Source organism: Gordonia sp. IEGM753, assembly GCF_050321825.1.
Lineage (GTDB): Bacteria > Pseudomonadota > Gammaproteobacteria > Pseudomonadales > Pseudomonadaceae > Aquipseudomonas.
In genome coordinates this window covers 2,376,332-2,401,321 of the sequence record NZ_JBNQGB010000001.1, presented here as the reverse complement: position 1 = coordinate 2,401,321, position 24,990 = coordinate 2,376,332, and the positions used below count along the sequence as shown (strand labels likewise).

General features: G+C 59.0%; 26 protein-coding genes. 12 read left to right on the top strand and 14 right to left on the bottom strand.

Annotated features, from left to right (window positions below; genetic code table 11):
* Window positions 1-9 precede the first annotated feature (9 nt).
* Window positions 10-1,464 (bottom strand): NAD(P)-binding domain-containing protein, encoded by a 1,455-nt coding sequence (locus tag ACQR3R_RS10765; protein WP_428272115.1) that lies wholly within the window; start codon window positions 1,462-1,464, stop codon window positions 10-12.
* A 193-nt stretch (window positions 1,465-1,657) separates the two neighbouring features.
* Between ACQR3R_RS10765 and ACQR3R_RS10760 the strand changes: the two genes are divergently transcribed.
* Window positions 1,658-2,731 (top strand): diguanylate cyclase, encoded by a 1,074-nt coding sequence (locus ACQR3R_RS10760; RefSeq protein ID WP_428272113.1) that lies wholly within the window; start codon window positions 1,658-1,660, stop codon window positions 2,729-2,731.
* 44 nt (window positions 2,732-2,775) lie between these two features.
* On the opposite strand, the gene ACQR3R_RS10755 is transcribed toward ACQR3R_RS10760, so the two are convergent.
* The 3 genes from ACQR3R_RS10755 to ACQR3R_RS10745 all read right to left on the bottom strand — a co-directional run bounded on the left by ACQR3R_RS10755 (window position 2,776) and on the right by ACQR3R_RS10745 (window position 5,907).
* A complete protein-coding gene (locus tag ACQR3R_RS10755) occupies window positions 2,776-3,645 on the bottom strand; it encodes an isocitrate lyase/phosphoenolpyruvate mutase family protein (protein ID WP_428272111.1) in 870 nt (289 codons plus the stop codon).
* Between the two features lie 158 nt (window positions 3,646-3,803).
* Window positions 3,804-4,829, bottom strand: a complete 1,026-nt coding sequence (astA, locus tag ACQR3R_RS10750) for an arginine N-succinyltransferase (protein WP_428272110.1) — start codon at window positions 4,827-4,829, stop codon at window positions 3,804-3,806.
* A gap of 61 nt (window positions 4,830-4,890) precedes the next feature.
* Window positions 4,891-5,907 (bottom strand): arginine N-succinyltransferase, encoded by a 1,017-nt coding sequence (locus ACQR3R_RS10745; protein ID WP_428272109.1) that lies wholly within the window; start codon window positions 5,905-5,907, stop codon window positions 4,891-4,893.
* Window positions 5,908-6,374: 467 nt separating this feature from the next.
* Here ACQR3R_RS10745 and ACQR3R_RS10740 point away from each other — a divergent pair, with 467 nt between their 5' ends.
* The gene (locus ACQR3R_RS10740; RefSeq protein ID WP_428272108.1) at window positions 6,375-6,950 is read left to right on the top strand and encodes a histidine phosphatase family protein; all 576 of its coding nucleotides are present in this window, start codon (window positions 6,375-6,377) and stop codon (window positions 6,948-6,950) included.
* A complete protein-coding gene (gene cobF, locus ACQR3R_RS10735) occupies window positions 6,947-7,702 on the top strand; it encodes a precorrin-6A synthase (deacetylating) (protein WP_428272106.1) in 756 nt (251 codons plus the stop codon). Before ACQR3R_RS10740 ends, cobF begins: the two co-directional genes overlap by 4 nt.
* Before the next feature lie 6 nt (window positions 7,703-7,708).
* Here the strand turns inward: cobF and ftrA are convergent, their stop codons facing one another.
* Window positions 7,709-8,683, bottom strand: coding sequence for a transcriptional regulator FtrA (ftrA, locus tag ACQR3R_RS10730; protein ID WP_428272104.1), 975 nt, complete (start codon window positions 8,681-8,683; stop codon window positions 7,709-7,711).
* Between the two features lie 100 nt (window positions 8,684-8,783).
* Here ftrA and ACQR3R_RS10725 point away from each other — a divergent pair, with 100 nt between their 5' ends.
* The gene (locus ACQR3R_RS10725) at window positions 8,784-9,218 is read left to right on the top strand and encodes a rhodanese-like domain-containing protein (RefSeq protein ID WP_428272103.1); all 435 of its coding nucleotides are present in this window, start codon (window positions 8,784-8,786) and stop codon (window positions 9,216-9,218) included.
* Between the two features lie 51 nt (window positions 9,219-9,269).
* Here the strand turns inward: ACQR3R_RS10725 and ACQR3R_RS10720 are convergent, their stop codons facing one another.
* Window positions 9,270-9,929, bottom strand: coding sequence for a glutamine amidotransferase-related protein (locus ACQR3R_RS10720; protein ID WP_428272102.1), 660 nt, complete (start codon window positions 9,927-9,929; stop codon window positions 9,270-9,272).
* Between the two features lie 162 nt (window positions 9,930-10,091).
* On the opposite strand from ACQR3R_RS10720, the gene ACQR3R_RS10715 reads away from it, so the two are divergent.
* The 3 genes from ACQR3R_RS10715 (at window position 10,092) to ACQR3R_RS10705 (ending at window position 12,960) form a co-directional block, all read left to right on the top strand.
* Complete coding sequence (locus ACQR3R_RS10715; RefSeq protein ID WP_428272101.1) at window positions 10,092-10,871, top strand: lysine/arginine/ornithine ABC transporter substrate-binding protein; 780 nt, start codon at window positions 10,092-10,094, stop codon at window positions 10,869-10,871.
* A gap of 174 nt (window positions 10,872-11,045) precedes the next feature.
* Entirely contained in the window at window positions 11,046-12,158 is a 1,113-nt protein-coding gene (locus ACQR3R_RS10710) for a succinylglutamate desuccinylase/aspartoacylase family protein (RefSeq protein WP_428272099.1), read from the top strand.
* 85 nt (window positions 12,159-12,243) lie between these two features.
* Complete coding sequence (locus ACQR3R_RS10705) at window positions 12,244-12,960, top strand: alpha/beta hydrolase-fold protein (RefSeq protein WP_428272097.1); 717 nt, start codon at window positions 12,244-12,246, stop codon at window positions 12,958-12,960.
* A 6-nt stretch (window positions 12,961-12,966) separates the two neighbouring features.
* Here the strand turns inward: ACQR3R_RS10705 and ACQR3R_RS10700 are convergent, their stop codons facing one another.
* Together ACQR3R_RS10700 and ACQR3R_RS10695 are read right to left on the bottom strand one after the other, a co-directional pair.
* Window positions 12,967-13,557 (bottom strand): hypothetical protein, encoded by a 591-nt coding sequence (locus ACQR3R_RS10700; protein WP_428272096.1) that lies wholly within the window; start codon window positions 13,555-13,557, stop codon window positions 12,967-12,969.
* 109 nt (window positions 13,558-13,666) lie between these two features.
* Window positions 13,667-14,437, bottom strand: coding sequence for a hypothetical protein (locus tag ACQR3R_RS10695; RefSeq protein ID WP_428272094.1), 771 nt, complete (start codon window positions 14,435-14,437; stop codon window positions 13,667-13,669).
* 165 nt (window positions 14,438-14,602) lie between these two features.
* Here ACQR3R_RS10695 and ACQR3R_RS10690 point away from each other — a divergent pair, with 165 nt between their 5' ends.
* The 3 genes from ACQR3R_RS10690 to ACQR3R_RS10680 all read left to right on the top strand — a co-directional run bounded on the left by ACQR3R_RS10690 (window position 14,603) and on the right by ACQR3R_RS10680 (window position 17,070).
* Window positions 14,603-15,136 carry a chalcone isomerase family protein gene (locus ACQR3R_RS10690; RefSeq protein WP_428272092.1) on the top strand — a complete coding sequence of 178 codons (534 nt, stop codon included), beginning with the start codon at window positions 14,603-14,605 and terminating at the stop codon, window positions 15,134-15,136.
* Between the two features lie 10 nt (window positions 15,137-15,146).
* Window positions 15,147-15,674 carry a DUF3833 family protein gene (locus ACQR3R_RS10685; protein WP_428272091.1) on the top strand — a complete coding sequence of 176 codons (528 nt, stop codon included), beginning with the start codon at window positions 15,147-15,149 and terminating at the stop codon, window positions 15,672-15,674.
* A 76-nt stretch (window positions 15,675-15,750) separates the two neighbouring features.
* A complete protein-coding gene (locus ACQR3R_RS10680; protein ID WP_428272090.1) occupies window positions 15,751-17,070 on the top strand; it encodes an Nramp family divalent metal transporter in 1,320 nt (439 codons plus the stop codon).
* A 189-nt stretch (window positions 17,071-17,259) separates the two neighbouring features.
* Here the strand turns inward: ACQR3R_RS10680 and ACQR3R_RS10675 are convergent, their stop codons facing one another.
* From ACQR3R_RS10675 to ACQR3R_RS10665, 3 genes are read right to left on the bottom strand one after another with little or no spacing between them, the layout of a single operon-like run.
* Entirely contained in the window at window positions 17,260-18,441 is a 1,182-nt protein-coding gene (locus tag ACQR3R_RS10675; RefSeq protein ID WP_428272089.1) for an acetyl-CoA C-acetyltransferase, read from the bottom strand.
* 11 nt (window positions 18,442-18,452) lie between these two features.
* The gene (locus tag ACQR3R_RS10670) at window positions 18,453-19,118 is read right to left on the bottom strand and encodes a 3-oxoacid CoA-transferase subunit B (protein ID WP_428272088.1); all 666 of its coding nucleotides are present in this window, start codon (window positions 19,116-19,118) and stop codon (window positions 18,453-18,455) included.
* Between the two features lie 33 nt (window positions 19,119-19,151).
* Entirely contained in the window at window positions 19,152-19,850 is a 699-nt protein-coding gene (locus ACQR3R_RS10665; protein ID WP_428272087.1) for a 3-oxoacid CoA-transferase subunit A, read from the bottom strand.
* A 150-nt stretch (window positions 19,851-20,000) separates the two neighbouring features.
* Between ACQR3R_RS10665 and ACQR3R_RS10660 the strand changes: the two genes are divergently transcribed.
* Window positions 20,001-20,900, top strand: coding sequence for a LysR substrate-binding domain-containing protein (locus ACQR3R_RS10660; RefSeq protein ID WP_428272085.1), 900 nt, complete (start codon window positions 20,001-20,003; stop codon window positions 20,898-20,900).
* On the opposite strand, the gene ACQR3R_RS10655 is transcribed toward ACQR3R_RS10660, so the two are convergent.
* From ACQR3R_RS10655 to ACQR3R_RS10645, 3 genes are all read right to left on the bottom strand, one after another.
* The gene (locus ACQR3R_RS10655; RefSeq protein ID WP_428272084.1) at window positions 20,886-21,731 is read right to left on the bottom strand and encodes an NAD-dependent protein deacetylase; all 846 of its coding nucleotides are present in this window, start codon (window positions 21,729-21,731) and stop codon (window positions 20,886-20,888) included. The two genes, ACQR3R_RS10660 and ACQR3R_RS10655, sit on opposite strands and share 15 nt — an antisense overlap.
* A gap of 99 nt (window positions 21,732-21,830) precedes the next feature.
* Window positions 21,831-22,946, bottom strand: a complete 1,116-nt coding sequence (locus ACQR3R_RS10650) for a P1 family peptidase (protein ID WP_428272083.1) — start codon at window positions 22,944-22,946, stop codon at window positions 21,831-21,833.
* 45 nt (window positions 22,947-22,991) lie between these two features.
* Complete coding sequence (locus ACQR3R_RS10645; RefSeq protein WP_428272082.1) at window positions 22,992-24,095, bottom strand: extracellular solute-binding protein; 1,104 nt, start codon at window positions 24,093-24,095, stop codon at window positions 22,992-22,994.
* Between the two features lie 111 nt (window positions 24,096-24,206).
* Between ACQR3R_RS10645 and ACQR3R_RS10640 the strand changes: the two genes are divergently transcribed.
* Window positions 24,207-24,983, top strand: a complete 777-nt coding sequence (locus ACQR3R_RS10640) for a LuxR C-terminal-related transcriptional regulator (protein ID WP_428272081.1) — start codon at window positions 24,207-24,209, stop codon at window positions 24,981-24,983.
* The last annotated feature ends 7 nt before the right edge of the window (window positions 24,984-24,990 follow it).

The following is a 24,990-nucleotide window of genomic DNA, read 5'->3' as shown; positions in this document are numbered from 1 at the left end:
TGTTCGTGTTCAAGACAGAATGTGGTCTTCAGGTTTCAGCGCCCTGGTCAACCGGTGGTAGCTGAAACTGAACCCCGGGAACATGGCAATCACATGACCACTCTTGCTGTGATACCAACTATGGCAACCCCCGGACTTCCACACGGTGCGCTCCATCTCTCGATGAATCATCTCAGTGTAGATACGTTCCGCTTCAGGGCGCACTTCGATGCTGCGCAAGCCTTGTTTTTTCACGGTGCGAATGCAGTCGAGGATGTAATTCATCTGCGATTCGATGATAAACAGCGCCGACGTGTGACCGATGCCCGTGTTGGGGCCGGTGATGATGAACAGGTTGGGGAAGTCCGGCAGGCTGGTGCCGAGGTAGGCGCGTGGGTATTGCGCCCAGACATCTTTGAGTAGGGTGCCGTTTTTGCCACTGACCGGATAGGAAATCACCCCGTCGGTGGCGTCGTAACCGGTGGACCAGACGATCAGGTCGAGGTCGATGTGTTCCCCGTCCCGGGTAACGATCCCGGTTTCATCGATGGCGGCAATCGCGTGTTCACGGCTGTGCAATGTCACGTTGCTGCGACCCAATGCCGGGTACAGCGTGCTCGAGACAATCACCCGTTTGCAGCCGATGGTGAAGTCGGGCGTCAGCTTTCGCCTGGTTTCGGGGTCGGGCACTTGCCGTTCGAGAAAGCGCAGGGCGTGTCGCTGTACCAGGCGAATGGCTGGTTTCGAGTATTTGAAAGCGATGACCCGGGTTTCGAATTGCCAGTAAATCATCCAGCGCAGCATTTTATAAGCCGGTTTGAAGCGCAGCAGCCAACGCTGGAAAGGACCAAAAACGCGATCGGCCCGGGGTAAAACCCAGTGCGGGGTGCGCTGAAAGACGTGCAAGTGTTCGACGTCGGGTGCAATGGCCGGAATGACTTGCGCGGCACTGGCGCCGCTGCCGACGATGGCCACGCGTTTATCCCGGTAATCGTAGGTGTGATCCCAGTTGTTGGTGTGGAAATGCATGCCTTCAAAGCGCTCCTGCCCCTCGAAGTGCGGGATGACCGGCTGGCTGAGAGGCCCGGTCGCGTTGATCAGGAACTGGGCATGGAGCGTCCCTTGGCTGGCGGTATGCACCACCCAATGCCTGGCATCTTCATCCCATTCGACACGCTCGACATTGGTCCCCAGCAGCACTTTGTCTCGCAGGCCGAAGTGCTGCACCACGTGTTGGGTGTACTGATGCAGCTCTGCCTGGTCAGCGAACATCTGCGTCCAGGAATAGGGGGCGAAAGACAACGAATAAAGGGGCGAGGGCACATCGACTGCCGCGCCCGGGTACGTGTTCTGGCACCAGGTGCCACCCAGGAAATCGCGCCGTTCCAGCAGGCGGAAATCGTCGATGCCGGCCTTGAGCAAATTGACCGCCGCACACTGGCCGCCAAACCCGCTACCAATGATCAACACTTGAAAGGTTTGCATGGGCCTCCTTTTTTTGCCGTGGCGAATTCAATCCTCTCATCATGTATAGCCAAACATTTAGCCACCGCGTGACGCGTATGTGCGGGTATTCAGACTGCCGGCCGGTGATGGCTATTTGCCGTTGCCCTGTTAGACTTCCAACACACACGCAACCCGGGTGTTATCAGGTTCTATCGAGTGGCACAGAGGCCCTATGGGAAAAGCGTCCGGCAAAGGACTTTCACTGGCCAGGAGGCTCTACACCTCACGAACCCTGGGGTTAGCTTTGGGGTTGTTGTGCGTGAGTGTGGCGATGTATTCGCTGGATCCGGCGCCTTGGGTCTGGCTGTTGATGCTGCTTAACGCGCTCGTGTGGCCGCATCTGGCTTATCAATGGGCGCGCCGGTCGAAGGTTCCCTACCACGCCGAACACCGCAACCTGCTGATAGATGCATTTTTGGGTGGCTTCTGGGTGGCGGCCATGCACTTCAACCCGCTGCCGAGCGCCACGACCATTTCGATGATGGCGATGAACAATGTCGCCATCGGCGGCCTGCGGTTCCTGCTGGCCGGCACTGTCGCGCAGGTCCTGGGGATTGGCGTCGGCGCGCTGATTTTCACCCCGGCGTTCATTCCGCAAACCAGTGCACAGCAGTTGTACGCCTGCTTGCCGTTGCTATGTCTGTATCCGCTGGCGCTGGGCTGGATCTGCTTTCGTCAGGCGCACACTTTGGGCCAGCATAAAAAGGAACTGCTGGCGCTCAGCCGCACCGACAGCCTGACCGGCCTGCTGAACCATGGCGCCTGGAAAGATCAGCTGGAAGTTGAATTCCAGCGTTGCAAACAGCAGAACCAGGGCGGGGCGATTGCGTTGATCGACATCGACCATTTCAAGATCATCAACGATACCTATGGCCATGTTGCCGGGGACATCGTGCTGCGTCAGCTAAGCAAGATACTCAAGCAAAACTTGCGGGCCGCGGACGTTGCCGGGCGTTACGGTGGTGATGAGTTCTGTGTGATTCTCAGGGATCTGCCGCTCAACAGTGCGGCCGATGCCATGGATGCCCTGCGTGATCGCTTCGCAACGCTGGGTTACGAGCACAGCCCGGCCTTGAAAGTCAGCCTGAGTATCGGGCTCGCCGCGTTCAACTCTGTGCATGTCGACGCGACCCTGTGGTTAAACGACGCGGATCAGGCGCTGTACGAAGCCAAGACGAATGGGCGCAACCGAGTCATCTGCAGCGGTGGCGGCCTGCCTTATCAATCCATGATGGACCCGGTGTAGAGCCTGGAATCAGCAGGGCAAGAGGCGTGCCTCTCGCCACCGATTCACTCTTTAACCCGCATGAACTCTTCAGCCCAACGAATGTAGTCTTCAGGCTGCGTATAAGTATGCGTCAGCTCTGTGGCGCTCAAATCCGATGCTTGGGTGAAGATCTGGCGTTGTTCGCGCAAGCTGTCGTACGTGGCTTTGATCGCCGCGAAATAGGCGCCGTGGCCGTCGATGGTAACCCGCACGCCCAGTTCGGCCAGGCGTTTGTCGTCGCGCAGTGCCGGGTTGCCATACGTGACCAGCATCAGTGGTACGGTCAAATGTTCAGCAATTTTCTCTAGCTGGTCGAAGTCCTGCACGCCCACCATGCAAATGCCGTCCGCACCGGCGCTTTGGTACTGTTGGGTACGGCTGATGATTTCCTGGACCGGCAATATCCCCGCGTTCGTACGGGCGATGATGGCCATTTCCGAATCGACCCGTGCTTCCAGCGCTGCTTTGATCTTGCCGACGCCTTCGGCGACACCGATCAGGTCAGTGGACTTACGGCCGAATTGTGCCGGCAGCAAAGTGTCTTCGATGGTCAGCGCGGCAATGCCGGCGCGTTCGAGTTCGACAATGGTGCGCATTACGTTCAGCGCGTTGCCGTAGCCGTGATCGGCGTCGGCAATCACCGGCAGTTGCGCGACACGCCCAATGCGAGTGGCCTGCTCGGCGAATTCGCTGAGGGTGATCAGGGCAAAATCGGGTGCCCCCAGTACTTGCAGCGACGCAACGGAGCCGCCAAGAATCCCCACTTCAAAACCCAGGTCTGCGGCAATGCGTGCCGACATCGGGTCGAAAACCGACGCGGTGTGGTAGCAGGTATTGGAAGCAAACAGCTCACGGAAGTTACGGCGCAAATCTTGATGAGAAAGCCTGGACATATGAGTTCCACCAATGGAATGGAAAGGCCTGAACAAAAGTGTCAACGCCGAAGAAACAAAAGGCTATCACGCGAGCGGCTTAATAATGATGACGAATTTGCAGTCGGGGCCTGAACGGAGCCGTTATTGGACGCCGCTCGCGTTCAACCGGCCCGCGATCAAGGGTGTTGATTGAGCAATGGCACGGCGCGCACCGAATCGCCCGGTTGCAGCTGCAGGCGTTTGGCTGTCAGGCGGTCGACGATCAGGCCATCCCCCCTCAACTGTGCCGCAGCGACGGTGATACGGCAGTTTTCCAGGCGTCGATTGTGAATCAGCCATCGTGGCGCCCGGTCGTCGGGTTTGCCGATGGCCAGCATCAGCAACTGGCTATCACGCACGGTTCGGATGTTCGCCACCGACGCTTCGATGAATGGCCCCGCGTCAAAGATGTCGATGTAGCCTTGATGGGCAAACCCTTCGGCGGTGAGGATCTTCAGTGCCGCTTCAGTGTTGATGTGTGCTTTGCCGATCACGGCTTGCGCCTGTTCGGTAAGCAGGCACGTATACAGCGGCTGACGCGGCATCAATTCCGCAATAAATGATTTGTTGCCCAGGCTCGACAAGTGTTGCGCGTGGCTGAAATCCATCTTGAAAAAGTGTCGGCCCAGACTGTCCCAAAAAGGCGACCCACCGTTATCGTCGGTGCTGCCGCGCAACTCGGCGATCAGTTTGTCACCGAACAGATGCGGGTACTGCGCGACGAACAGCAAACGTCCCAGCGAGAGTAAGCGGCCGTTTGCACCCAGGCGTTGATCCGGTCGCAGGTACAGTGAGCACAGTTGCGATTGCCCGGTCATTTCATTGCTGAGCGACAACGTCGGAATCTGCCGCCGTATGCCCAGGTCGATCGATGACCCCTGCGTAAGTCCCACCCGATAGTTGTACCAAGGCTCGCGCAGGCCGACAGCCCCGGCCAGCGCACTGATTCCCAGCACTTGCTGATCATCGTCTTCAAGCACGAACAGGTAATCGGCGTCGGAGCGTTCGACTTGTTCAGCGAAGGTGCGCTGTGCCCAGCGTATCCGGTAAGCCAGGCGTTCTTCGCGGTCAGGTACGGCGCTGGAGCCGGCACCGGCACCGGCCTGCTGCAGCAATGGCAACAATGCCGGCAGGTCGGTGATGCTCACCGGGCGGACAATCATGCGGCCGCTCCCTGTTCGCGCCTGGTTGGGCAGTGTCGATTGTCGCTTGCGGAGTCGAGCCTCACAGGGCGATCAGCCGGATATGGCTGGCGTACGTCAGGTTCAGCGCCGCGCACATGTCGGCACTCAATGCCACCGGTTGCCCGTCGTTGTAATCCAGATCGGCGACGATCGCCCGGTAATCGACCACCGAGTCGTTACTGACCAGATAGCGGCCTCGCGCATCGATAAGCGGGCTCGATACGACCCGCGCGGTTCGGCTTTGCGCCACAGAGCGGACATTGGCAAGGTGTGCATACAGCATCGGGCCGCCGTCAAACAGGTCGATGTAGCTATTGGTCTCGAACCCTTCGCGTTCGAGGGTATTGAAAGCGTCCTGGCCATCGGGGTGGATTCGGCCGATGCAGTCCTGCGCTTCTTTAGGCAGCATCGGCACGTAGATCGGGTATTGCGGCATCAACTCGGCAAGGAACGTGCGGCTTCCCAGGCTGCACAGTCGTTGTGCCTCGAGGTAGGGCAAGTCGAAGAAATGCATGCCCACGGCATCCCAAAACGGCGACTGCCCTTCGTCGGTGCTGAAGCCTGCAGTTTCGCTGATCACCGCCTCTGAAAAACGATGACCGTGTGCGGCGATGAACAGCAAGCGAGCTCGCGACAGCAGTTCGCAATATTCCGTGCCCGCCCATTCGGGGGCAATGTGAAACCCGTGCAGCAGGGTGTGGCCGTTGAGGTCATGACACAGCGACAGCGCTGGCACAGCGTGTTCGATGTTCAGTTCGCGTGAGGCGCTGGTGAAGAGGCGATTGCGCAGGCTATAGAACGGGTCGCTAAGGCCTGCGGTAGCGAGAATCTGTGAGCAGCCGATCAGGCGTGCGCTGCTTAAATCCTCCAGCACAAAGCAGTAATTCTCGGGGCCATGTTGCTGCACGTCTTTTTTGAATGAGGCGATGGAGTCAAGAATTCGCGTGTGCAAATTCTCGGTGTCGTCTGGCAAAGACGTCACGCCTGGCAGGCTCTCGCGGGCAAGTCTTTGCAACCGGGACAAATCGGCTAACGTCACTGGACGTAGGACCAGCATGGATCAACTCCTGTATTAAAGGGTCCAGCGCCAAACACTGAACCTGACAATCACTGTCGGTTTCCACGCATGAATCGAGTGCTCGCTGAGTACTTATCAGTCGCCACGCTTGTTCTTCTGGGTGATGAAGAGGGCCTCCAGACGCCCTGCTGGATGAGTCAATAAAATTAGGCTCAACGCACCGTTTAACAAGTATTTGTTCAATGCGCAGAGCCTGTCTAGCGAATTTTTGCCTGGCAAGAAGGGGCCTGAAAACAGAGGAATTGCCCGTGGGTATTGGGCTACAGCCATGCGGATCGACCTTGTAGGCCGCATCCGAATTACGTGTCAGAAATAGTCATATTTGCAGGGCGAAATGCACCGCTGTGAACCGAAACGAAACCCACCCGGTTCACCTTTCTTACGGCACAATTGCGCATTGACTGACGGCGCAGGGCCGTTTGCTTCTTTTGACCGAGTGATTATCCGTGCAGGCGACCCGTTTGACCCTGATCTGCCACGCGAGAACCGTCGCGCAAAAGCTCGCGCGTTTCCCTACAGATGAACCGGTGGAGATGGATTGGCAATCAGCCAGGGGGTCGCGCAGCGATCAATTCAAGCGTGCACCGCGGCTGGTGTGCGGCCCGGAGCAGCGGTGTCTGCAAACCGCTGCGTTATTTGGCAGTGACGTCGAAATTGTCAGCGCGCTGAAGGACTGCGATTTCGGCCGCTGGAACGGCGCGCAGATCGACGAATTGCAAAAAACCGAACCCGAAACGCTCCGTGCGTGGTTGGATGACCCAAGCGCTGCGCCCCACGGCGGTGAGTCGGTGGCGCACCTCAGTGAGCGACTGGCCGCGTGGCTGGCAACCCTGACGTCGACGCCGGGCCACGTGGTTGCTGTCACTCATCCATTTGTTATTCGCGCGGCGCTGATGCAGGTTTTGCACGGTTCAGCGTTTAACCAGATCGACGTCGAGCCGCTGGCGATCATCGAGTTGCGATTCAACGGCCGATGGCGGCTACGCTTACCCGGCACTCATCCCGAAGGACGTCGTTCATGAAAAAACTTCTGGTGATCGGCATCGGTGCCGGCAACCCCGACTACATTACGATGCAAGCCGTGAAGGCATTGAACCTGGTCGATGTGTTTTTTCTCATGGACAAGGGTCACAGCAAAGACAAGCTGATCGACCTGCGCCGCGAGATTTGCGAACGCTACATTGCCGATCCCGACTACCGTTTTGTCGAAGCCCGTAGCCCCGAGCGCCAACGCGCAGAGGTGGACTACCACACCAGCATCGAAGACCTGAACCATGCCAAGCAACAGACCTTCGAGCGCCTGATCAACCAAGAGTTGACCGACGAACAGTGCGGCGGTTTTCTGGTGTGGGGCGATCCGGCGCTGTACGACAGCACCATCAGAATCCTGCAGGCGATTCTGGCGTCAGGCCATTGCGTTTTTGAGTTTGAAGTCATCCCCGGCATCACCAGCGTTCAAGCGCTGGCGGCGCAGCATAAAGTGCCGTTGAACAGCATCGGCCGCTCGGTTGAAATCACCACTGGCCGACGCCTGGCGGCCGGGCAGGTGAGCGACAGTGACACCTTGGTGGTCATGCTCGATGCCGAGGATTCCTACCATCAGGTGGCTGATCCGCAAACCGAGATTTACTGGGGCGCTTATTTGGGGACGCCAGATGAGATTCTCATCAGCGGCAAACTGAAGGACGTGGCGGATGAAATCGAGCGAGTGCGCAAGGCCGCGCGACTGGCCAATGGCTGGATCATGGACACCTACCTGTTACGCAAACCTTGAAGCCCTTCAGGAAATAACGTTTACCGCACGCCCGAACCGCTCCCGGTACACCGACGGCGGCACCCCGACCACGCTGCGAAACGCCACCCTGAAACTCTCGACCGAGTTGTAACCACAGCGCAGGGCAATCTGCTCGGTCTGCTCGCGGGTGCTTTCCAGCAGTTCGCGCGCGCGGGCCAGGCGTTCATGCTGCAACCAGGTTTTTGGCGACTGGCCATTGGCTTCGGTAAAACGGCGCAGGAACGTTCGTTCACTCATGGCCGCTTCGTTGGCCAGTTCGCGCACTTGCAGGGGCAGGTGCAAGCGCTCGCGAGCCCATTGCATGACACGAGAAAGATCGCTGCGCGGCGTGGGGCTGACCGGCGTCGGAATAAACTGCGCCTGACCGCCCGTGCGTTGTGGTGACATCACCAGCCGTCGCGCTACCGAGTTGGCGACCTGAGTGCCAAAGTCCCGCGTCACCAAATGCAGGCAGGCATCAATTCCGGCGGCACTGCCTGCAGACGTGATGAGTTGGCCGGAATCGACATACAACACGTCCGGGTCCACCTGAATCCTGGGAAAGCGTTCGGCCAATTCGCGGGTGTAACGCCAATGTGTGGTGGCGCCATGGCCGTCGAGTAAACCGCTGGCGGCCAATACAAATACGCCGGAGCAGATCGACAGCAACCGTGCGCCATTGGCATGCGCCTGGCGCAACGCGACAAGCAACGCCTCGGGCACTGGCGCGCTGCGGTCGCGCCAGCCGGGAATGATGATGGTGCGCGCGACTTGCAGCAGTTCCATGCCGCCGTCGACCAGTACTTGAATGCCACCTGAGGCGCGCATCGGCCCCTTGTCCACGGCGACAATTCGATGCGTGTACCACGCAAAGTCGAACTCCGGTCGCGCCAGGCCAAAAATCTCCACGGCAATGCCGAACTCGAACGTACAGAGGCCGTCGTAAGCCAGAATCGCGACCAATCCAGGGTTAGGCTGCATTTGGCGGAAAATTCCCGGTAAGTGTCTTGTGCGCCACTTTAGCGGTGTGCGCTCGGCGGATAAAGTCTTTGCACATTCACTGATGTCCGGAGTACCGCCAATGACCAGCCTGGTTCGCGAAATCCCTGCCGCTCCCTCAGCCATTGCCCTTATGCACTTCAGCAATCGCCTGACCTTCGAAACCGATTGCTCCGACGTTCACGGCAGCCAAGCGGCGGGCGAGGTTGATTTTGTGCTGGTTGACGTGCGCGGGCCGTTGGCGTTCGAGCGTGGCCATGTGCCGGGGTCGATCAATATTCCCACCCGATCACTGACGGGCGAGGCGCTGGCGGCATACCCCAAAACCAGCCTGTTTGTGGTCTATTGCGCCGGCCCTCACTGCAATGGTGCCAACAAGGCCGCGGTGAAACTGGCGGCGCTGGGTTACCCGGTAAAGGAGATGATCGGCGGGGTGACGGGGTGGCTGGATGAAGGATTCCAATTGAGTGTTGCGCTGACATCCGGCGAAAGAGGCGCTATTGGCTGTGAATGCTGAATGGATTTGAGGGGGCGCAGCCTCGCTCCCCTCGACAGCTGTCAGGTGCGCTTATTCAGGTATTGGCGCGGCGTGTGCCCACCATTCGTCCAGCGTTGCCTGCAGCCAGTGGTACACGGCGGTGTAGGCGGCGCTGTCGTGTTCACCACGCGGCAACGGCGATTCCTCGGCAAAATGCGCATTGAGCACTGCCACTGATTCTGCGTTCCACTCGGGATGAAACTGCAGGCCTACCCGTGTCGTCCCGACGCAATACATTTGCTGCTCACATTGATCACTGCTGGCAAGTAAACGTGCAGTGGGCGGCAGGCCGATTGCATCTTCGTGCCATTGCAGCACCTTCAATTGTTGGCCATCGGCGAATCTGACGGTGGTCCAACCCGTTTCAGAGCGCGCCATCCGGCGCACTGTTCCGCCCAGACTCAGCGCGAGCAACTGGGCCCCAAGGCAGATCGCAAATACCGGTGCGCCTTGGCTCAGGCTGCCCGCGAGCCATTGTCGTTCAGACGCCAGCCATGCTGGCCCAGCGTTGGATTCGTAGGGGCCACCGAGCAAGATCAGCGGTGTTGCGCTCACCGCTGGCAACTGACCCAGGTCGGCGCGAAACACCTCAAGTGCGATGCCTCGCGATGCGGCCCATTCGCCAATTGCGCCTGGGCCTTCGGCAGGGTGATGCTGGATCAGGTTTAACCTGTTAAGTACGCTAGTCACATGCGCCACCTTTCTGTAAGTATTTGTCGCTTATACACAATTTACCCGCCTGAAGCCGCTCTAGACTGCCGGCCACTTCGGCTTTTACACAGAAAAAAGCTACCGGCCGAAAGCTACCAATCGAACGCTGCCAATAAAAGCCTCCGCACACAGGAGTTATAAATGAAGAAGCTAGTGATGTTCGGTGCCCTGGCACTGTCGCTGTTGTCCCTGACCGCTGTGGCCGAAGACGCCAAGCCGATCCGCATCGGCATTGAAGCCGGTTACCCGCCATTTTCGATGAAAACACCTGACGGCAAGCTTACCGGTTTCGACGTCGACATCGGCGACGCGCTGTGCGAGCAGATGAAAGTGAAATGTACTTGGGTCGAGCAAGAGTTCGACGGCCTGATCCCGGCACTGAAGGTCAAGAAAATCGACGCTATTTTGTCGTCCATGACCATCACTGACGATCGCAAGAAGAACGTCGATTTCTCCATCAAGTACTACCACACCCCGGCGCGCTTCGTGATGAAGGAAGGCACCGATGTGAAAGACCCGCTGACCGATCTTAAAGGCAAGAAGGTCGGCGTGCTGCGCGCCAGTACCCACGACCGTTTCGCCACTGAAGTGCTGCAACCGGCCGGTATCATCCTGGTGCGTTACGGTTCCCAGCAGGAAGCTAACCTGGACATGGTCTCCGGTCGCGTAGACGCGCTGCTGGCCGACTCGGTAAACCTGGACGATGGCTTCCTGAAAACCGACGCCGGTAAGGGTTTCGCTTTCGTCGGCCCTGAATACAACGATCCGAAATACTTCGGTGGCGGCGCCGGCATTGCCGTGCGTAAAGGCGATACTGCACTGGCTGACCAGTTCAATAAGGCCATTACTGAAATCCGCGCCAACGGCAAGTACAAGCAAGTGCAAGACAAGTACTTCAAGTTTGACGTTTACGGCGAGTAACACCGTCGTTCAGAAAATGGCAACCATTGAACCGGTTGCCATTTTTTATGCACGCTCATTTACCCCCAATCCGTAGCAGACTGGCTTGCCGGCGATGGCGTCCGGAAAAATCGCCATCGCCGGCACGTCGACCTCCCACGGGTGAATTCGCGGTTCAAGCTTTGAGGAGTTCCCATGCAACGCATCGACCATTCATTGCCCTGGAGCCACCTGGGGACCGAACGCACACTCAGTGTGTTTCGTTACGGCACCGGCGCTCGCAAAGTCTACATTCAGGCCAGCCTGCACGCTGACGAACTGCCGGGCATGCGCACTGCCTGGGAATTGAAGAAGCGTCTGGGCGAACTTGAAACCCTAGGCCGGTTGCAAGGCGTGATCGAACTGGTCCCGGTGGCCAACCCGATCGGTCTCGATCAGCACCTTCAAGGCAGCCACATGGGCCGCTTCGAACTGGGCAGCGGCAAGAATTTCAACCGCTCGTTCGTCGAACTCAGCACACCAGTCGCGGCGTTGATCGGTGATCAATTAGGTGCAGATGCCCACGCCAACATCGCGTTGATTCGTCAAACCATGTGCCAGGTTCTCGATGGCCTGCCAGCGCCGGTCTCGCAACTGGAAGCCATGCACCGTTTGCTGTTGCGCCACGCCTGTGATGCCGACATCACGCTGGACCTGCACTGCGACTTTGATGCTGCGATTCACCTCTATGCCTTGCCGCAACACTGGCCTCAATGGCAGTCGTTGGCGGCGCGGTTGAAGGCGGGTGTGGCGTTGCTCTGTGAGGATTCTGGCGGCAGTTCGTTTGATGAGTCGTGTTCTTCACCGTGGTTACGCCTGGCCCGAGCGTTCCCTGGCGCTGCGATACCGCCGGCGAATCTGGCGACGACGCTGGAGTTGGGCAGCATGGGCGACACGCGTGTCGAACAGGCTCAAGCCAACTGCGAGGCGATTCTCGGTTTCCTGGCCGAGCAAGGCTTCATCAGCGGCACCTGGCCTGCGGCGCCCAGCGAATGCTGCGAAGGCATGCCGTTCGAAGGCACCGAATATTTGTTTGCGCCGCATCACGGTGTAGTCAGTTTCCTGCGCGACGCCGGTGAATGGGTGGAGCAGGGGGATGCGCTGTTCGAAGTGGTAGACCCGTTGCACGACCGGGTTACGACGGTGCGCGCCGGGACCTGTGGCGTGTTGTTTGCCATTGACCGTGGTCGTTACACCCAACCCGGCACCTGGCAGGCGAAAGTCGCGGGACGTGAACCGATTCGGGTCGGCAAACTGATCAACGATTAACGTCGGCATCAGCCACAGCCGAATGCCCCGACCTTCACACAGTGTTAGGCTCTCCCCGAATCCTGCGCTCTGTGAAGGAAGGTTTATGCTGAAGTTTCTCGCACTGCTGACGCTGCTGGCGTCCACCGTTGTCCACGCTCAAACCCCGCTGCAAAACGACCTGCCGCTCAAATACCTGGAGCAGGCCAATCCTGACTCGAAGCAACAACCCTTGGTGATTTTCCTCCACGGTTACGGCAGTAACGAGGCGGATCTGTTTGGAATCAAGGATGATTTGCCAGCGAACTACAACTACCTGTCGGTTCAGGCACCGGTAAAACTCGAAGAAGGCAGTTATCAATGGTTTCGCAAGAAAGGCGAAGGCGCCTATAACGGCGAGACCGATGATTTGAAGAGCAGCGGCCAGGTGCTGCTGAATTTCGTGGCGCAGGCCGCGAAGAAATATCACACCGAGGCCAACAAGGTATTCCTGGTCGGCTTCAGCCAGGGCGCGATCATGTCTTACGAAGTGGGATTACGTCATCCCGAAGCCGTGGGCGGGATTGCTGCACTCAGCGGGCGGATTCTGCCGGTGCTCAAGTCCGAACTCAAACCGGATGATAAACGTCAGCAGCTGGCGATTTTCATCGGCCATGGTACGGCAGACCAACGCTTGCCCTACCAGGACGGCACTGACGCCAACAGCCTGCTGCAGAAGCTGGCGCTCAAACCGGAGTTTCATGGTTATGAAGGCCTCGGCCACAGCATCAGTGCGGCCGAGGTACAGGATTTGAGTGCCTGGTTGCAGCGCCTCAATCCTTGATAGCGATTACTTTTCGGCGAGGATCTGCTTGACCAGCGCTTCGTGACCCGTTTTGTCGCTGGCGCGTGACACCACTTGTACCAGTGCCATGCGCGTCCCGGACGCGGTCAGCAACGTGGTGTCGAGCGTCGGGCCGCCACCTTGGGTTGCGGTGCTGTCAATCTGGCGCAGGCCCAGGCCCGGGCTCTTCTTGGAGAAGGCTTTTTCGTTCACCAACTTGAAGTCCGGCAGGGCTTTGGCTTGCTGGGCGATGAAGTCGCCCGAGGCGTTATCCAGGAACGTACCGTCGTTGTCTTTGACGTTAGCGCCGCCGGGAATAGTGTTTTCCGCCGCGATGACCACGGTTTTGGTCTCGGTATTGGTGTACATGGTACCCGTCGCACCGGCCGTGCCTGCGGCAGGGTCGCCGGCTGGCAATTGGGTGACGGTGAACCCTTTAGGCAATGTGAAGGTGAACTTGCCACCCAGCATCGAGACTTTCTGCACCGAGCCGCTGTTGCTGGCAGCCGTGGCTTTGGCCGCTTGTACGTTCAAGGCACCCAGGCTTGCAGCTGCCGCCAGCAACAGGACAACAGCTTTCTTACTCACTAACGACATTCGAACTCTCCAGGGATGGTCACGCGTTGTGGCGATCATCCCATGGAGTTTGCGCGGCATTCCAGTGCCGGGTGGCGGAAGTTGAGATTCAACCCTGGCGCGGTGTTGATCAGCACGCTGCGGGCCGGGCGGGTTTCGCCAGCAAGCGTTTGGTGACGCCGAGCATGGCGACTGACACCAGTACCGCCCACACAAAAGCGCTCCAGCCCAAGGCCGGCAATGCCAGCGCCAACACCAGGCAAAACGACGCGAACGAGTACATGCCAGTTGCAGTGGCCCGCAACAGCGCCGCGGTGAATGCCGGCCCTCGGGTTTGCTGGGAAAACACCGCCATTACGCTGCCCAGGACCGGGAACACCGCGAGCAAACCACTCCAGCGTTCGCCGACCGTGCTGGCCAACAAGGTAACCGCGAGGGTCAGCAAGGCCCCGGCAATCATGCGCAGCAGCAGTTTGTCCGACTTCGGTGCGGTACCCGAAATGACGGGCTGCACGGCGGGAAACAAATAGGGTGCCGCCAGCAGCGCCGAGGCCGCAGCTATCACTGAAAACACCAGGGACGAAGGGAGCAACGACAGCACAACCGCGACCGTCGCCCACACCAGCAACGAAACCGTCAGCGCCCACGGCCATCGGGCGCGCTGTGCGAGCTGCGCGTAAGTGACACAAAAAGCGATCATCGCAAACATTGCCGACAATGCTGCCGTCGCCGATTGGGCGGCGAATACCTGGCCTTGTTCAATGGCGAGAAACAACAGAATCGGTCCGACCACCACCGGCAATCCCGAAAGCCAACCGGCGACGCTGGGGCCCCAACGTTTACCTGCCAGTGAAATCAGCAGTAGAAATCCTGGAATCACCAGCAACTTGAGCATCAACACGCCCGCACCTCCGACCTGAACTAGAGGCCAACGTTAGCATGCGAGCGACGGATTGCTCTACCGATTGATGGTTTTTGTATACAAAACTAAACTATCAAATAATTGTACAAAACAACCTTTTGCGTATAAGTTTTTATCAGGCACATACGAAGTCTCAAAACCGCCATGAACAGACAACGGTCACCGCTACGGCACGGCTTGTGGTTGCTGGTATTTCTCGGCGGCAGTGCATTCGCCAATTGGCAGGAAGCGCTGCCCGGCGCGCAAATCATCGGCGCTGGCGAGTTCAGCCTGTACGGTTTTGATGTGTACAACGCCCGACTATGGAGCGCGCAGCGGCCGTTGACCCGTGACCAACCGTTTGCCCTCGAGTTGATTTATCAACGCAAGATTTCCCGTGACGACCTGGTGCAAGCCAGTGTCGACGAAATCAAGCGTTTGTCCGGTAACGCCGTCAGCGCCGAACAACTGGCGGCATGGCAGGCGCAGATGCAACAGTCGTTTGTCGATGTGCAACCCGGCACCCGCATCACGGGTGTCTATTTGCCGGGGCAGGGCGCACGCTTTTTTGTCGGGCAGCAATTGCAGCATGAAGTGAAAGACCCGTTGTTTGCCCGCGCCTTCTTCGATATCTGGCTGGATCCGCGCACCCGCAACCCAGAGCTGCGTCAGCAATTGCTGGGCACCGTCACGCCATAAGGATGCCGTCATGTTGAAAAGACTTTTGCTCGTCGTGTTCATCTGCCTGGCGGGTTGCAGCGGGGTCGATGTGCAGCGTTACAGTGCAGAAAACCCGAAGCTCGATTTACCGGGTTTTTTCGTTGGCAAAGTGGATGGCTGGGGCATTTTTCAGAAGCGTTCGGGCGAAGTGATCAAGCGCTTTCATGTGCTGATCAACAGCCGCATGGAGGGCAAAAACCTGATCATGCATGAAGACTTCACCTACAGCGACGGCAGCAAACAGACGCGTGTATGGACGCTGCATCCCGAGGGTGCCGGGCGCTGGCGTGGTACGGCGGGTGACGTGGTGGGCGAGTCGATGGGCGAGGTCGCCGGCAATGCCTTGCACTGGCGCTACGTGCTGAACCTCCCTGTGGATGACAAGGTTTATCAGGTGCATTTTGACGACTGGATGTACCTGCTCGACGAAAACACCATGGCCAATCGCTCCGCGATGACCAAGTTTGGTGTCGAACTGGGTCAGGTCACGTTGTTTTTCCGCCGTCAGGGTGCTTGAAACCGGGCATCTGCTTCTTGGGCGTGTCATTTGAAACGTCTAAACTGCGACCCATCCTCTGTTGACGGTACATCGCGTGAAATTCAGTTTGCCCACAGTTGCCACCGCGCCGTTTTGTCCCCCTGAAGTGGCGGGCAGCGTTGCCGTCGACCCCAGCGCTTCATTCTTCAAACGGGTGTTGCGCTTCGCAGGGCCGGGTTTGCTGGTGTCTATCGGCTACATGGACCCCGGAAACTGGGCGACTGCAATCGAAGCCGGTTCGCGTTTTGGCTACGACCTGTTGTTCGTTGTGCTACTCGCAAGCCTGGCGGGGATGGCGGTGCAGTGCCTGTGTTCACGGCTGGGCATTGCCACCGGGCGTGATCTGGCGCAGTTGTCGCGCGAGCGCTACAGCAAACCGGCAGCGCTAACCCAATGGGTGTTGGCGGAAATATCAATCATCGCCACCGACCTCGCCGAAGTGCTCGGGTGTGCGCTGGCGTTTCACCTATTGCTCGGCTGTTCGCTGACCGTTGGTATCGCGCTGACAGCGTTCGATACACTGCTGGTCCTGGCCCTGCAAAACCGGGGTTTCCGTAGGCTCGAAGCGATCATGCTGGGGCTGGTGAGCACCATCGGCGTGTGTTTTTTTGTCGAACTGTTGCTGATCAAACCTTATTGGCCGGACGTGGCCCGTGGTTTTGTGCCCTCGCTTACAGCCATCACCGATGCCGCGCCGTTGTACCTGGCCATCGGGATTCTCGGCGCCACCGTGATGCCGCACAACTTGTACCTGCACACCTCGATTGTGCAAACGCGGATGATCGGCACCGACCTCGCGAGCAAGCAGGATGCGGTGAAACTGGCGCGCATCGACACCATCGGCTCGCTGGCGTTGGCGCTGCTGGTGAACGCGGCGATCCTTATTCTCGCGGCAGCGGCGTTTCACAAGACCGGGCACAGTGATGTGGTGGACATCCAGGATGCCTATCATTTGCTCGACCCGTTGGTGGGTGGCGCGCTGGCCAGCGTGCTGTTTGGTGTCGCGTTACTGGCCTCGGGACAGAGTTCGACCTTCACCGGCACCATCGCCGGTCAGGTGATCATGGAGGGTTACCTGAACTTGCGGATTCCGTGCTGGCAACGACGGCTCATCACACGCGGGCTGGCGCTGATCCCTGCGTTCATCGGCGTGTGGCTGATGGGTGACAATGCCATCGGCAAGTTGCTGGTGCTGAGCCAGGTGGTGCTGAGCCTGCAATTGCCGTTCGCGTTGTACCCGCTGATTCGTATGACCAACGATCATCGATTGATGGGGCCATTGGTGAATCGGTTACCGACCCGGGTGCTGGCATGGGGATTGTTCGTGGTCATCAGTGCGGCGAACAGTTGGCTGATTGTTCAGTTCCTGACGTAAATCAACGTCGTGTCCAACCACGATCCAAACGTGGGAGCGAGCCTGTTCGCGATGCGGGCGGCCCATTCAGCCTCGATGTCGCCTCAAAAAACACAGGCAAAAAGAACCCGGTGCGACGTGAGTCGCACCGGGTGTTTTGCCAGGCAGTGAACGGTTCTTCGTGGGTCCCCGCACTGCCTGTTGAACGCTTTACGCTCGCTCGATGGCCAGTGCCACGCCCTGACCACCACCGATGCACAACGTGGCGAGGCCTTTTTTGGCGTCGCGCTTGATCATTTCATGCAGCAGGGTGACCAACACCCGGCAGCCCGATGCGCCAATCGGATGGCCCAGCGCAATCGCGCCGCCATTGACGTTGACCTTGTTCAAGTCCCATTCCAGGTCCTTGGCCACCGCCAGCGATTGGGCGGCGAATGCTTCGTTGGCTTCGATCAAATCGAGCTGATCAATAGTCCAACCGGCCTTGTCCAGGCAACGACGGGTTGCAGACACCGGACCGATGCCCATGATCGCTGGATCGACGCCGGCATTGGCGTAAGCAGCGATTTTCGCCAGCACCGGCAAACCAAGGGCCTTGGCTTTTTCGGCGCTCATGAGGATCACCGCGGCAGCGCCGTCGTTCAGCGAAGACGCGTTGCCGGCAGTCACCGAGCCGTCCTTCTTGAAGGCCGGTTTCAATTTACCCAGTGCTTCAGCCGTGGTCCCGGCGCGTGGTTGCTCATCGGTGGCGAAGGACAGCGGATCGCCCTTGCGCTGAGGAATCAGGATCGGCGTGATCTCGTCGACGAAACGCCCGGCCTCAATCGCAGCCGTGGCCTTTTGTTGCGAGGCGGCGGCGAAAGCATCCTGCTGTTCACGGGTCAGGCTGTACTTTTCAGCCAGGTTTTCGGCGGTGATGCCCATGTGGTAATCGTTGAACGCATCCCACAACCCGTCACTGATCATGGTGTCGACGATTTGCGCGTGGCCCATTCGCAGGCCGGTGCGCGCGCCTGGCATGACGTAGTTGGACAGGCTCATGTTTTCCTGGCCGCCGGCGATGATCACTTCGGCATCGCCGCAGCGAATGGCCTGGGTGGCCAGGTGCAGTGCTTTCAAGCCCGAACCGCAGACTTTGTTCAGGGTCATGGCCGGCACGGTGAACGGCAGGCCAGCCTTGATCGCAGACTGGCGTGCAGGGTTTTGCCCGGCGCCGGCGGTCAACACCTGGCCCATGATCACTTCATCGACTGATGCTGGGTCCAGACCGGTTTGTGCCAGTAACTGGCGGATCACCGCCGCGCCCAGGTCAACCGCAGAAACACTCGCCAGCGCACCTTGGAAGCTGCCGATGGCAGTGCGGGTAGCGGCAACAATGACGACGTCTTGCATGGAATGATTCCTCACTGGGCAGCGAACTGCATTTCTGGAACGTGATCGGGAACGATCAGTTTACCGGCGGTCTTGGCGACGATTTCTTCGACGCTGACACCTGGCGCACGTTCTTTGAGAATGAACGCGCCGTCCTTGATTTCAAGGTAAGCGAGGTCGGTCAACACACGCTTGATGCACCCGGCACCGGTCAGCGGCAGGCTGCATTCGGCCAACAGCTTGGACTCACCATCCTTGGAGGCGTGGGTCATGATCACGATGATGTTGTCAGCGCCAGCCACGAGGTCCATGGCGCCGCCCATGCCTTTGACCAGTTTGCCGGGAATCATCCACGAGGCAATGTTGCCTTGCACATCGACTTCAAAGGCACCCAGTACCGTCAGGTCGACATGCCCGCCGCGGATCATCGCGAACGACTCGGCCGAGGAGAAAATCGACGCGCCGATACGGGCCGTCACCGTTTGTTTGCCGGCATTGATCATGTCGGCATCGATGGTTTCTTCGGTCGGGAAAGGACCCATGCCGAGCAAGCCGTTTTCCGACTGCAGCATGACTTCCATGCCTTCGGGGATGTAGTTGGCAACGAGGGTCGGGATGCCGATGCCCAGGTTCACGTAAAAGCCGTCCTGCATTTCGCGGGCGACGCGTTGAGCCATTTGTTCGCGGGAAAGTGCCATTGTTATTCTTCCTTCAGGTCCGGGGGCAGGGGATCACTTACGCACGGTGCGCTGTTCGATGCGCTTCTCGAACGTGCCGCAAATGACCCGGTCGACGTAGATGCCAGGGGTGTGGATCTGCGCCGGGTCCAGCTCGCCGGGTTCGACGATTTCTTCGACTTCAACCACGGTAATCTTGCCGGCAGTGGCGGCCAGCGGATTGAAGTTCTGGGCGGTATGACGATAAATGACGTTGCCGAAGTGGTCGGCTTTCCAGCCTTTGACGATGGCGAAGTCACCGGTGATGGACTCTTCCATCAGGTACTTGCGGCCATTGAATTCGCGAACTTCCTTGCCATCGGCCACTGGGGTGCCGACGCCGGTGGCCGTGAAGAACGCCGGGATGCCGGCGCCGCCAGCGCGCATTTTTTCAGCGAGGGTACCTTGAGGGGTCAGGACCACTTCGATGGCGCCGCTCAGCAGTTGTTCTTCGAACATCTTGTTTTCGCCGACGTAAGAAGCCACCACCTTGCTGATCTGCCGGTCTTCCAGCAGCACGCCGAGGCCGAAACCATCGACGCCGCAGTTGTTGGAAACCACGGTGAGGTCGCGCGTGCCTTTGCGTTTGATTTCAGCGATCAGGTTTTCCGGGATCCCGCACAGGCCGAAGCCACCGGCGATCACGGTCATGCCGTCTTCAAGACCTGCCAGTGCTTCCTCGTAGGAACTCACGCGCTTGTCGAAACCTGCCATATGCACCTCTTTTATTCTTTGTGGGCGGCTGGCTAGCCGTATGGAATAGAGTGTCGCGCTGGTGGATTTATTTGTTAAGTTGATTTTTAAGGTTGATTGATAGATAAAACTCACCAATCAATGATTCGTAAAATGTTGGAGGCAGCGGTGATGACAGTCAAGCAGATCAGGGCATTTCTGGCCGTGGCCCAAAGCCTGAGTTTTGCTGTCGCTTGCGAACGCCTGCATCTGTCGCAATCGGCGTTGAGCCTGACCATCAAGGCGTTGGAAGAGGGCCTGGGTGGACGGCTGTTTACCCGCAACACACGCAACGTGGCGCTGACCCCTGAAGGCGAGTCGCTGGTGCCGCTGGCCCGTCGCTTGATCGCCGATTGGGACAATGCCGAGGATGAACTGCGCCAGCGTTTTACCTTGCAGCGAGGCCGGGTGACGCTGGCGGCAATGCCGTCGTTCGCCGGTAACCTGCTGCCACCGATTCTCAAGACCTTCCGCGCGCGCTACCCCAAAGTCAACGTCACGGTGAACGACGTAATCAACGAGCAGGTGCTGGAAATGGTACGTGACCGCCAGGTTGAGCTGGGCGTGGCGTTCGAGCCCACGCAGAGCACTTCGCTGGCGTTCACACCGTTGTACATGGATCGGTTTGTGGCGGTGGTGCCGCAGGACTCAGCGTTCGCCGACATGGAGGACATTGACTGGCAGACCTTGCTCAAGGAACCGTTCATTACCTTGCAACGACCTTCGACGGTGCGGGTAATGCTCGAAGAACACTTGCAGGCGCGAGGCATGAAGTTACCGGTGGAGTTTGAAAGTCATCAATTGGCGACGGTTGGCAGAATGGTCGCCAGTGGCCTGGGTGTCAGCGCGGTACCCGCGTTGTGTGCGGGGCAGATGCAAGAGTTGGGTGCGCGCTGCATTACCCTGCGCGACCCGGTAGAGAGGTCAATTGGCGTGTTGACCAAGCCTGGGGTCGAGTTGTCGGCCGCGGCGCAAGCATTGTTCGATGTGTTCAAGGAAGCCCATTTGGGGCAGCAGTTATCCATCCGATAAACGTTGTGCCAGTAGCGGCAATAGCACCTCGCACGAGGCTTCGATTTTCAGATCGAGGATGTCGTCGGCGCGGGTTTTTCCGAGATTGATCGCGATCAAAGGCTTGCCCTGATCGGCAATCGCCCGGCACAAGCGAAACGCCGAATAAGCCATCAACGACGAACCAACCACCAACAATCCTGAGGCCTGTTCAACGGCGGCCATTGCTTTGGCCGCCGTGACCTGTGCCACATTCTCGCCAAAAAACACCACGTCCGGTTTCAGCCTGTCGCCTGCGCAATACGGGCAATGCGGTACTTGAAAACGTGCCTCGAAGGCCGGATCAAGCAGCGTATCGCCATCGGGTGCCTGCACCGCATCGACCCCCGCCAGGTACGGATTCTGTGCCGCCATCAACTGCTGTATCGAATCGCGCGTGCTGTGCTTTTTGCAGTCCAGGCACACCACTCGATGCAGGCTGCCATGCAGCTCGATCACGTCATGACTGCCGGCCTGATCGTGCAGGGTATCGACGTTCTGCGTGATCAGCGCGCTGATCTGTCGGGCGCCTTGCAGCTGTGCCAAGGCTTGGTGAGCCACGTTCGGCCGCGCCTGTTGCACTCGCGGCCAGCCGAGCATCGCTCGTGCCCAGTAGCGCCGCCGGGCGTCGGCAGCGGCGAGGAACTCCTGATACATCATCGGTTGCCGGCCACGCCGTACGCCTTGGTTGTCGCGGTAATCCGGAATGCCCGACGGCGTGCTGATGCCCGCGCCGGTCAGCACCACAAATGGCTGCCCGGCCATTAATTGCCGCAGCTGTTCGAGTTGCTCCTGGATAAGGCTGCCCGGCATGTTCGGCACTCCGCAAACGTGTGTGGGAGCACGCGTGCTCACGAGGATGTGTCAGTCACAATCACTGTACCTGACCCATCACCGCGAGCAAGCCTGTGCCTACACAGCGCCCGGCCAACCGGCCCGGCGCAGGGCTTGCAGCAGCGTATCGGCATCCAGCCCTGGTACCGCATGCCCATTGCCTTCAGTGGTTTCGCCTGCCAGCAGGGCATTGATGATGGCTTCTTCGACAGCCTCGGTTGCCGCCAGGAACAACTCGCTGATGTGATCGTTGTTGACCATTCTCAGGTGATCGCTGGTCGGCGCACCTTTGCCTTCATACGCGGCTGCAGGCACATGATTGCCGGTGGAGAAAGCGATGAAGATGTCGCCGCTGTGATCTTCATTGCCACCACCGGTGCGGGCCAGTCCAAGGCTGGCACGCTGCGCCAGGCGTGTGCATTGATGGGGTAGCAAAGGGGCGTCGGTGGCCAGGCACACGACAATCGAACCCATGCCCGGATGCGGCAAGGACGCCTTGAGGAACGGCGAATCAGCCTGCTCCATGTAGCGGCCGACCGGGTAACCGTCGACCCGCAACTCGTTGCGAATGCCATGGTTGGCCTGGACGATAGCGCCTACTGTCCAGCCGCCATCAGCGCTGCTCAGGCGACGTGAGGCGGTGCCGATGCCGCCCTTGAACTCATGACAAATCATACCGCTGCCACCACCGACCGAGCCTTCTGTTACCGGGCCGTCGGTCGCTGCGCGCATCGCTTCGGCAACATGCTCGGGTTTCACATGGAAGCCGTTGATATCGTTGAGCAGGCCGTCAAAGGTTTCCAGTACCACCGGCATGTTCCAATAAAGCCGTCCGTCGTCCGGTTGTTGCGCACGGTCCAGACCAATCAGCGCATCGCGCACCACACCCAGGCTGTGGGTGTTGGTGAAGGCAATCGGACTGGTCAACAACCCGGCTTCGCGAATCCACTCAAGACCGGTGGCGTCGCCGTTGCCGTTGAGCACGTGCACCCCGGCGAAACAAGGGTGCAGGCTGGTAGAACTGGCACGCGGTTCGATCAGCGTGACGCCGGTCAGGATGTCGCGGCCGCCATCGGTGCGGCCTCGCACGTTGCTGTGGCCGACGCGCACACCGGGCACGTCAGTGATGGCGTTGAGGGGGCCAGGTTGCAGTTGGCCGAACTGAATGTTCAGGTCGCGGGCACGTGGTTGCATGGGTAAATACTCGGGCAGGTTAAACAGAAAAAGGCTGGGTGCGGCTTAGTTGCCGTTCTTGATGTTGCTCCACGAGCGCGTGCGCACACGTTCGATCTCATGGGGCTGCGGTTGCAGGGTGAACGCCTTGGCGACTACCTCGGGCGAGGGATAGATGTTGGTGAATTTGTGCACCTCATCCGAGAGCAATGCGGTTGCATCCTTGTTGGCATTGGCGGTGAGTGCCAGGCTGGTCGCCGATGCGATGACTTCCGGGCGCAGCAGATAGTTGATGAAGGCCAAGCCTTGCTTGGGATTGTTGCTGTCGTTGACCATCACCAGGTTGTCGGACCACAACGGCGCACCTTCGACAGGAATGCTGTATTCGATTTTCACTCCCTTGCCAGCCTCATTGGCGGCTTGCATGGCACCGAACACCGTGCCGGACCAGGTGAGTGCGACGCAGATATCGCCGTTGGCCAGGTCGGTCTGGATCTTCGACGAGTTGAAGTAAGTGATATAGGGGCGCAGCTTCAACAGCAGTGCTTCAGCTTTTTTATAATCGGCGGGGTTGCTGCTATTGGGCGACAAACCGAGGTAGTGCAGGGCGATGGGCATGACTTCTGCCGGAGCATCCAGAATCCCTACGCCACATTGGCTGAGCTTCGCCAGGTTCTGTTCTTTGAACAACAGGTCCCAGGAGTTCACCGGGGCCTGCTCGCCGAGCGCTTGGCGAACCTTGTCTACGTTGTAGCCAATGCCGTCGGTGCCCCACAAATACGGCACGGCGTATTGATTGTCGGGGTCATTGGCGCGCAGTTTTTCCATGAGCACCGGATCGATGTGATGCAGGTTGGGCAACTGGCTGCGATCCAGTTTCTGCAACGCACCCGCCTTGATCAGCGCCGGTAGAATGAAGTTGCTGGCCACCACCACATCGTAACCGCTGTGGCCTGTCATCAGCTTGGCTTCCAGTACCTCGCCGCTGTCAAAAGTGTCGTAGACCGTCGCAATACCGGTGTCGCGCTTGAAGTCTTGCAGCGTTGTAGGGCCGATGTAGTCGTACCAGTTATAGACGTGAACGGTCGGGCCATCAGCGGCAACCGCCGACAACGAAACGCATAAACAGGCGCACAATCCAGGATTGAAAGGCGAGCGGCGACGACTCATGATGCGGCACTCCTGGCCTGCTGCAGGCCGGTGATGTTCAAGAGTACGCAGCGTATCGATCCGGGTGATCTTCACCCATTCCCATCATGGGTTACACGAAAGGGGTAGTGCGTGGACGCGTTGTTAAAAGAGCTACCGCTGCACCATGGGCTGGCACGGGTATTTGGTGCACTGGGGCAGGAGGGTTTCTGGCGTGCAATGGTCGATACCCTGCGTTTGCTGGTGCCGCTGGACAACGCCCTGGTGGCGGTGATGCAGGCTGGGCGTGTGCCGCGCCTGTTGATTGATTTCGATTACCGCGCCATCGGCGCCGAACAGGAAGAACTGGCCGATTATCGCGCCGGCATGTATTTGCTCGATCCGTTTTATCAGGCTGCCTGCGCCGGCATAGCCGACGGTTTGCACAGCCTCGACTCAGTGGCGCCCGACCAGTTTCAGCAAAGCGAGTATTACCTGAGTTATTTCCGCTCGGTGGTGGGCGCGGATGAGTTGCAATACATGGTCAATATCGGCGGTGGTGGCGTGCTCGGTTTGTCACTGGGACGCTCGACAGGTTTCTCCCTCGAAGAACAAGGTCGCCTGCTGAGTGTGCGTGACTGGGTGCTGGCGGCCATGCGCCGGCATCTGCAATTGATGGCGCCGGAAGGTCCGGCGGTGGAGGCTGTGTCAGGCGATCTGGCAAGCCTGCTGGATCGCTTCGATGCGCGCCTGACAGTGCGCGAGGTCGACACGGCGCGGCTGATCCTGCAGGGCTTTTCCAGTAAGGCAATCGCTCAGCAGATGGATATTTCCCCGGAAACGGTGAAGGTCCATCGGCGCAATCTTTATCACAAGCTCAATGTGACCGGGCACGGAGAGTTATTTGCCCTGGTGCTGACACCGCGTTAAGCCGCAA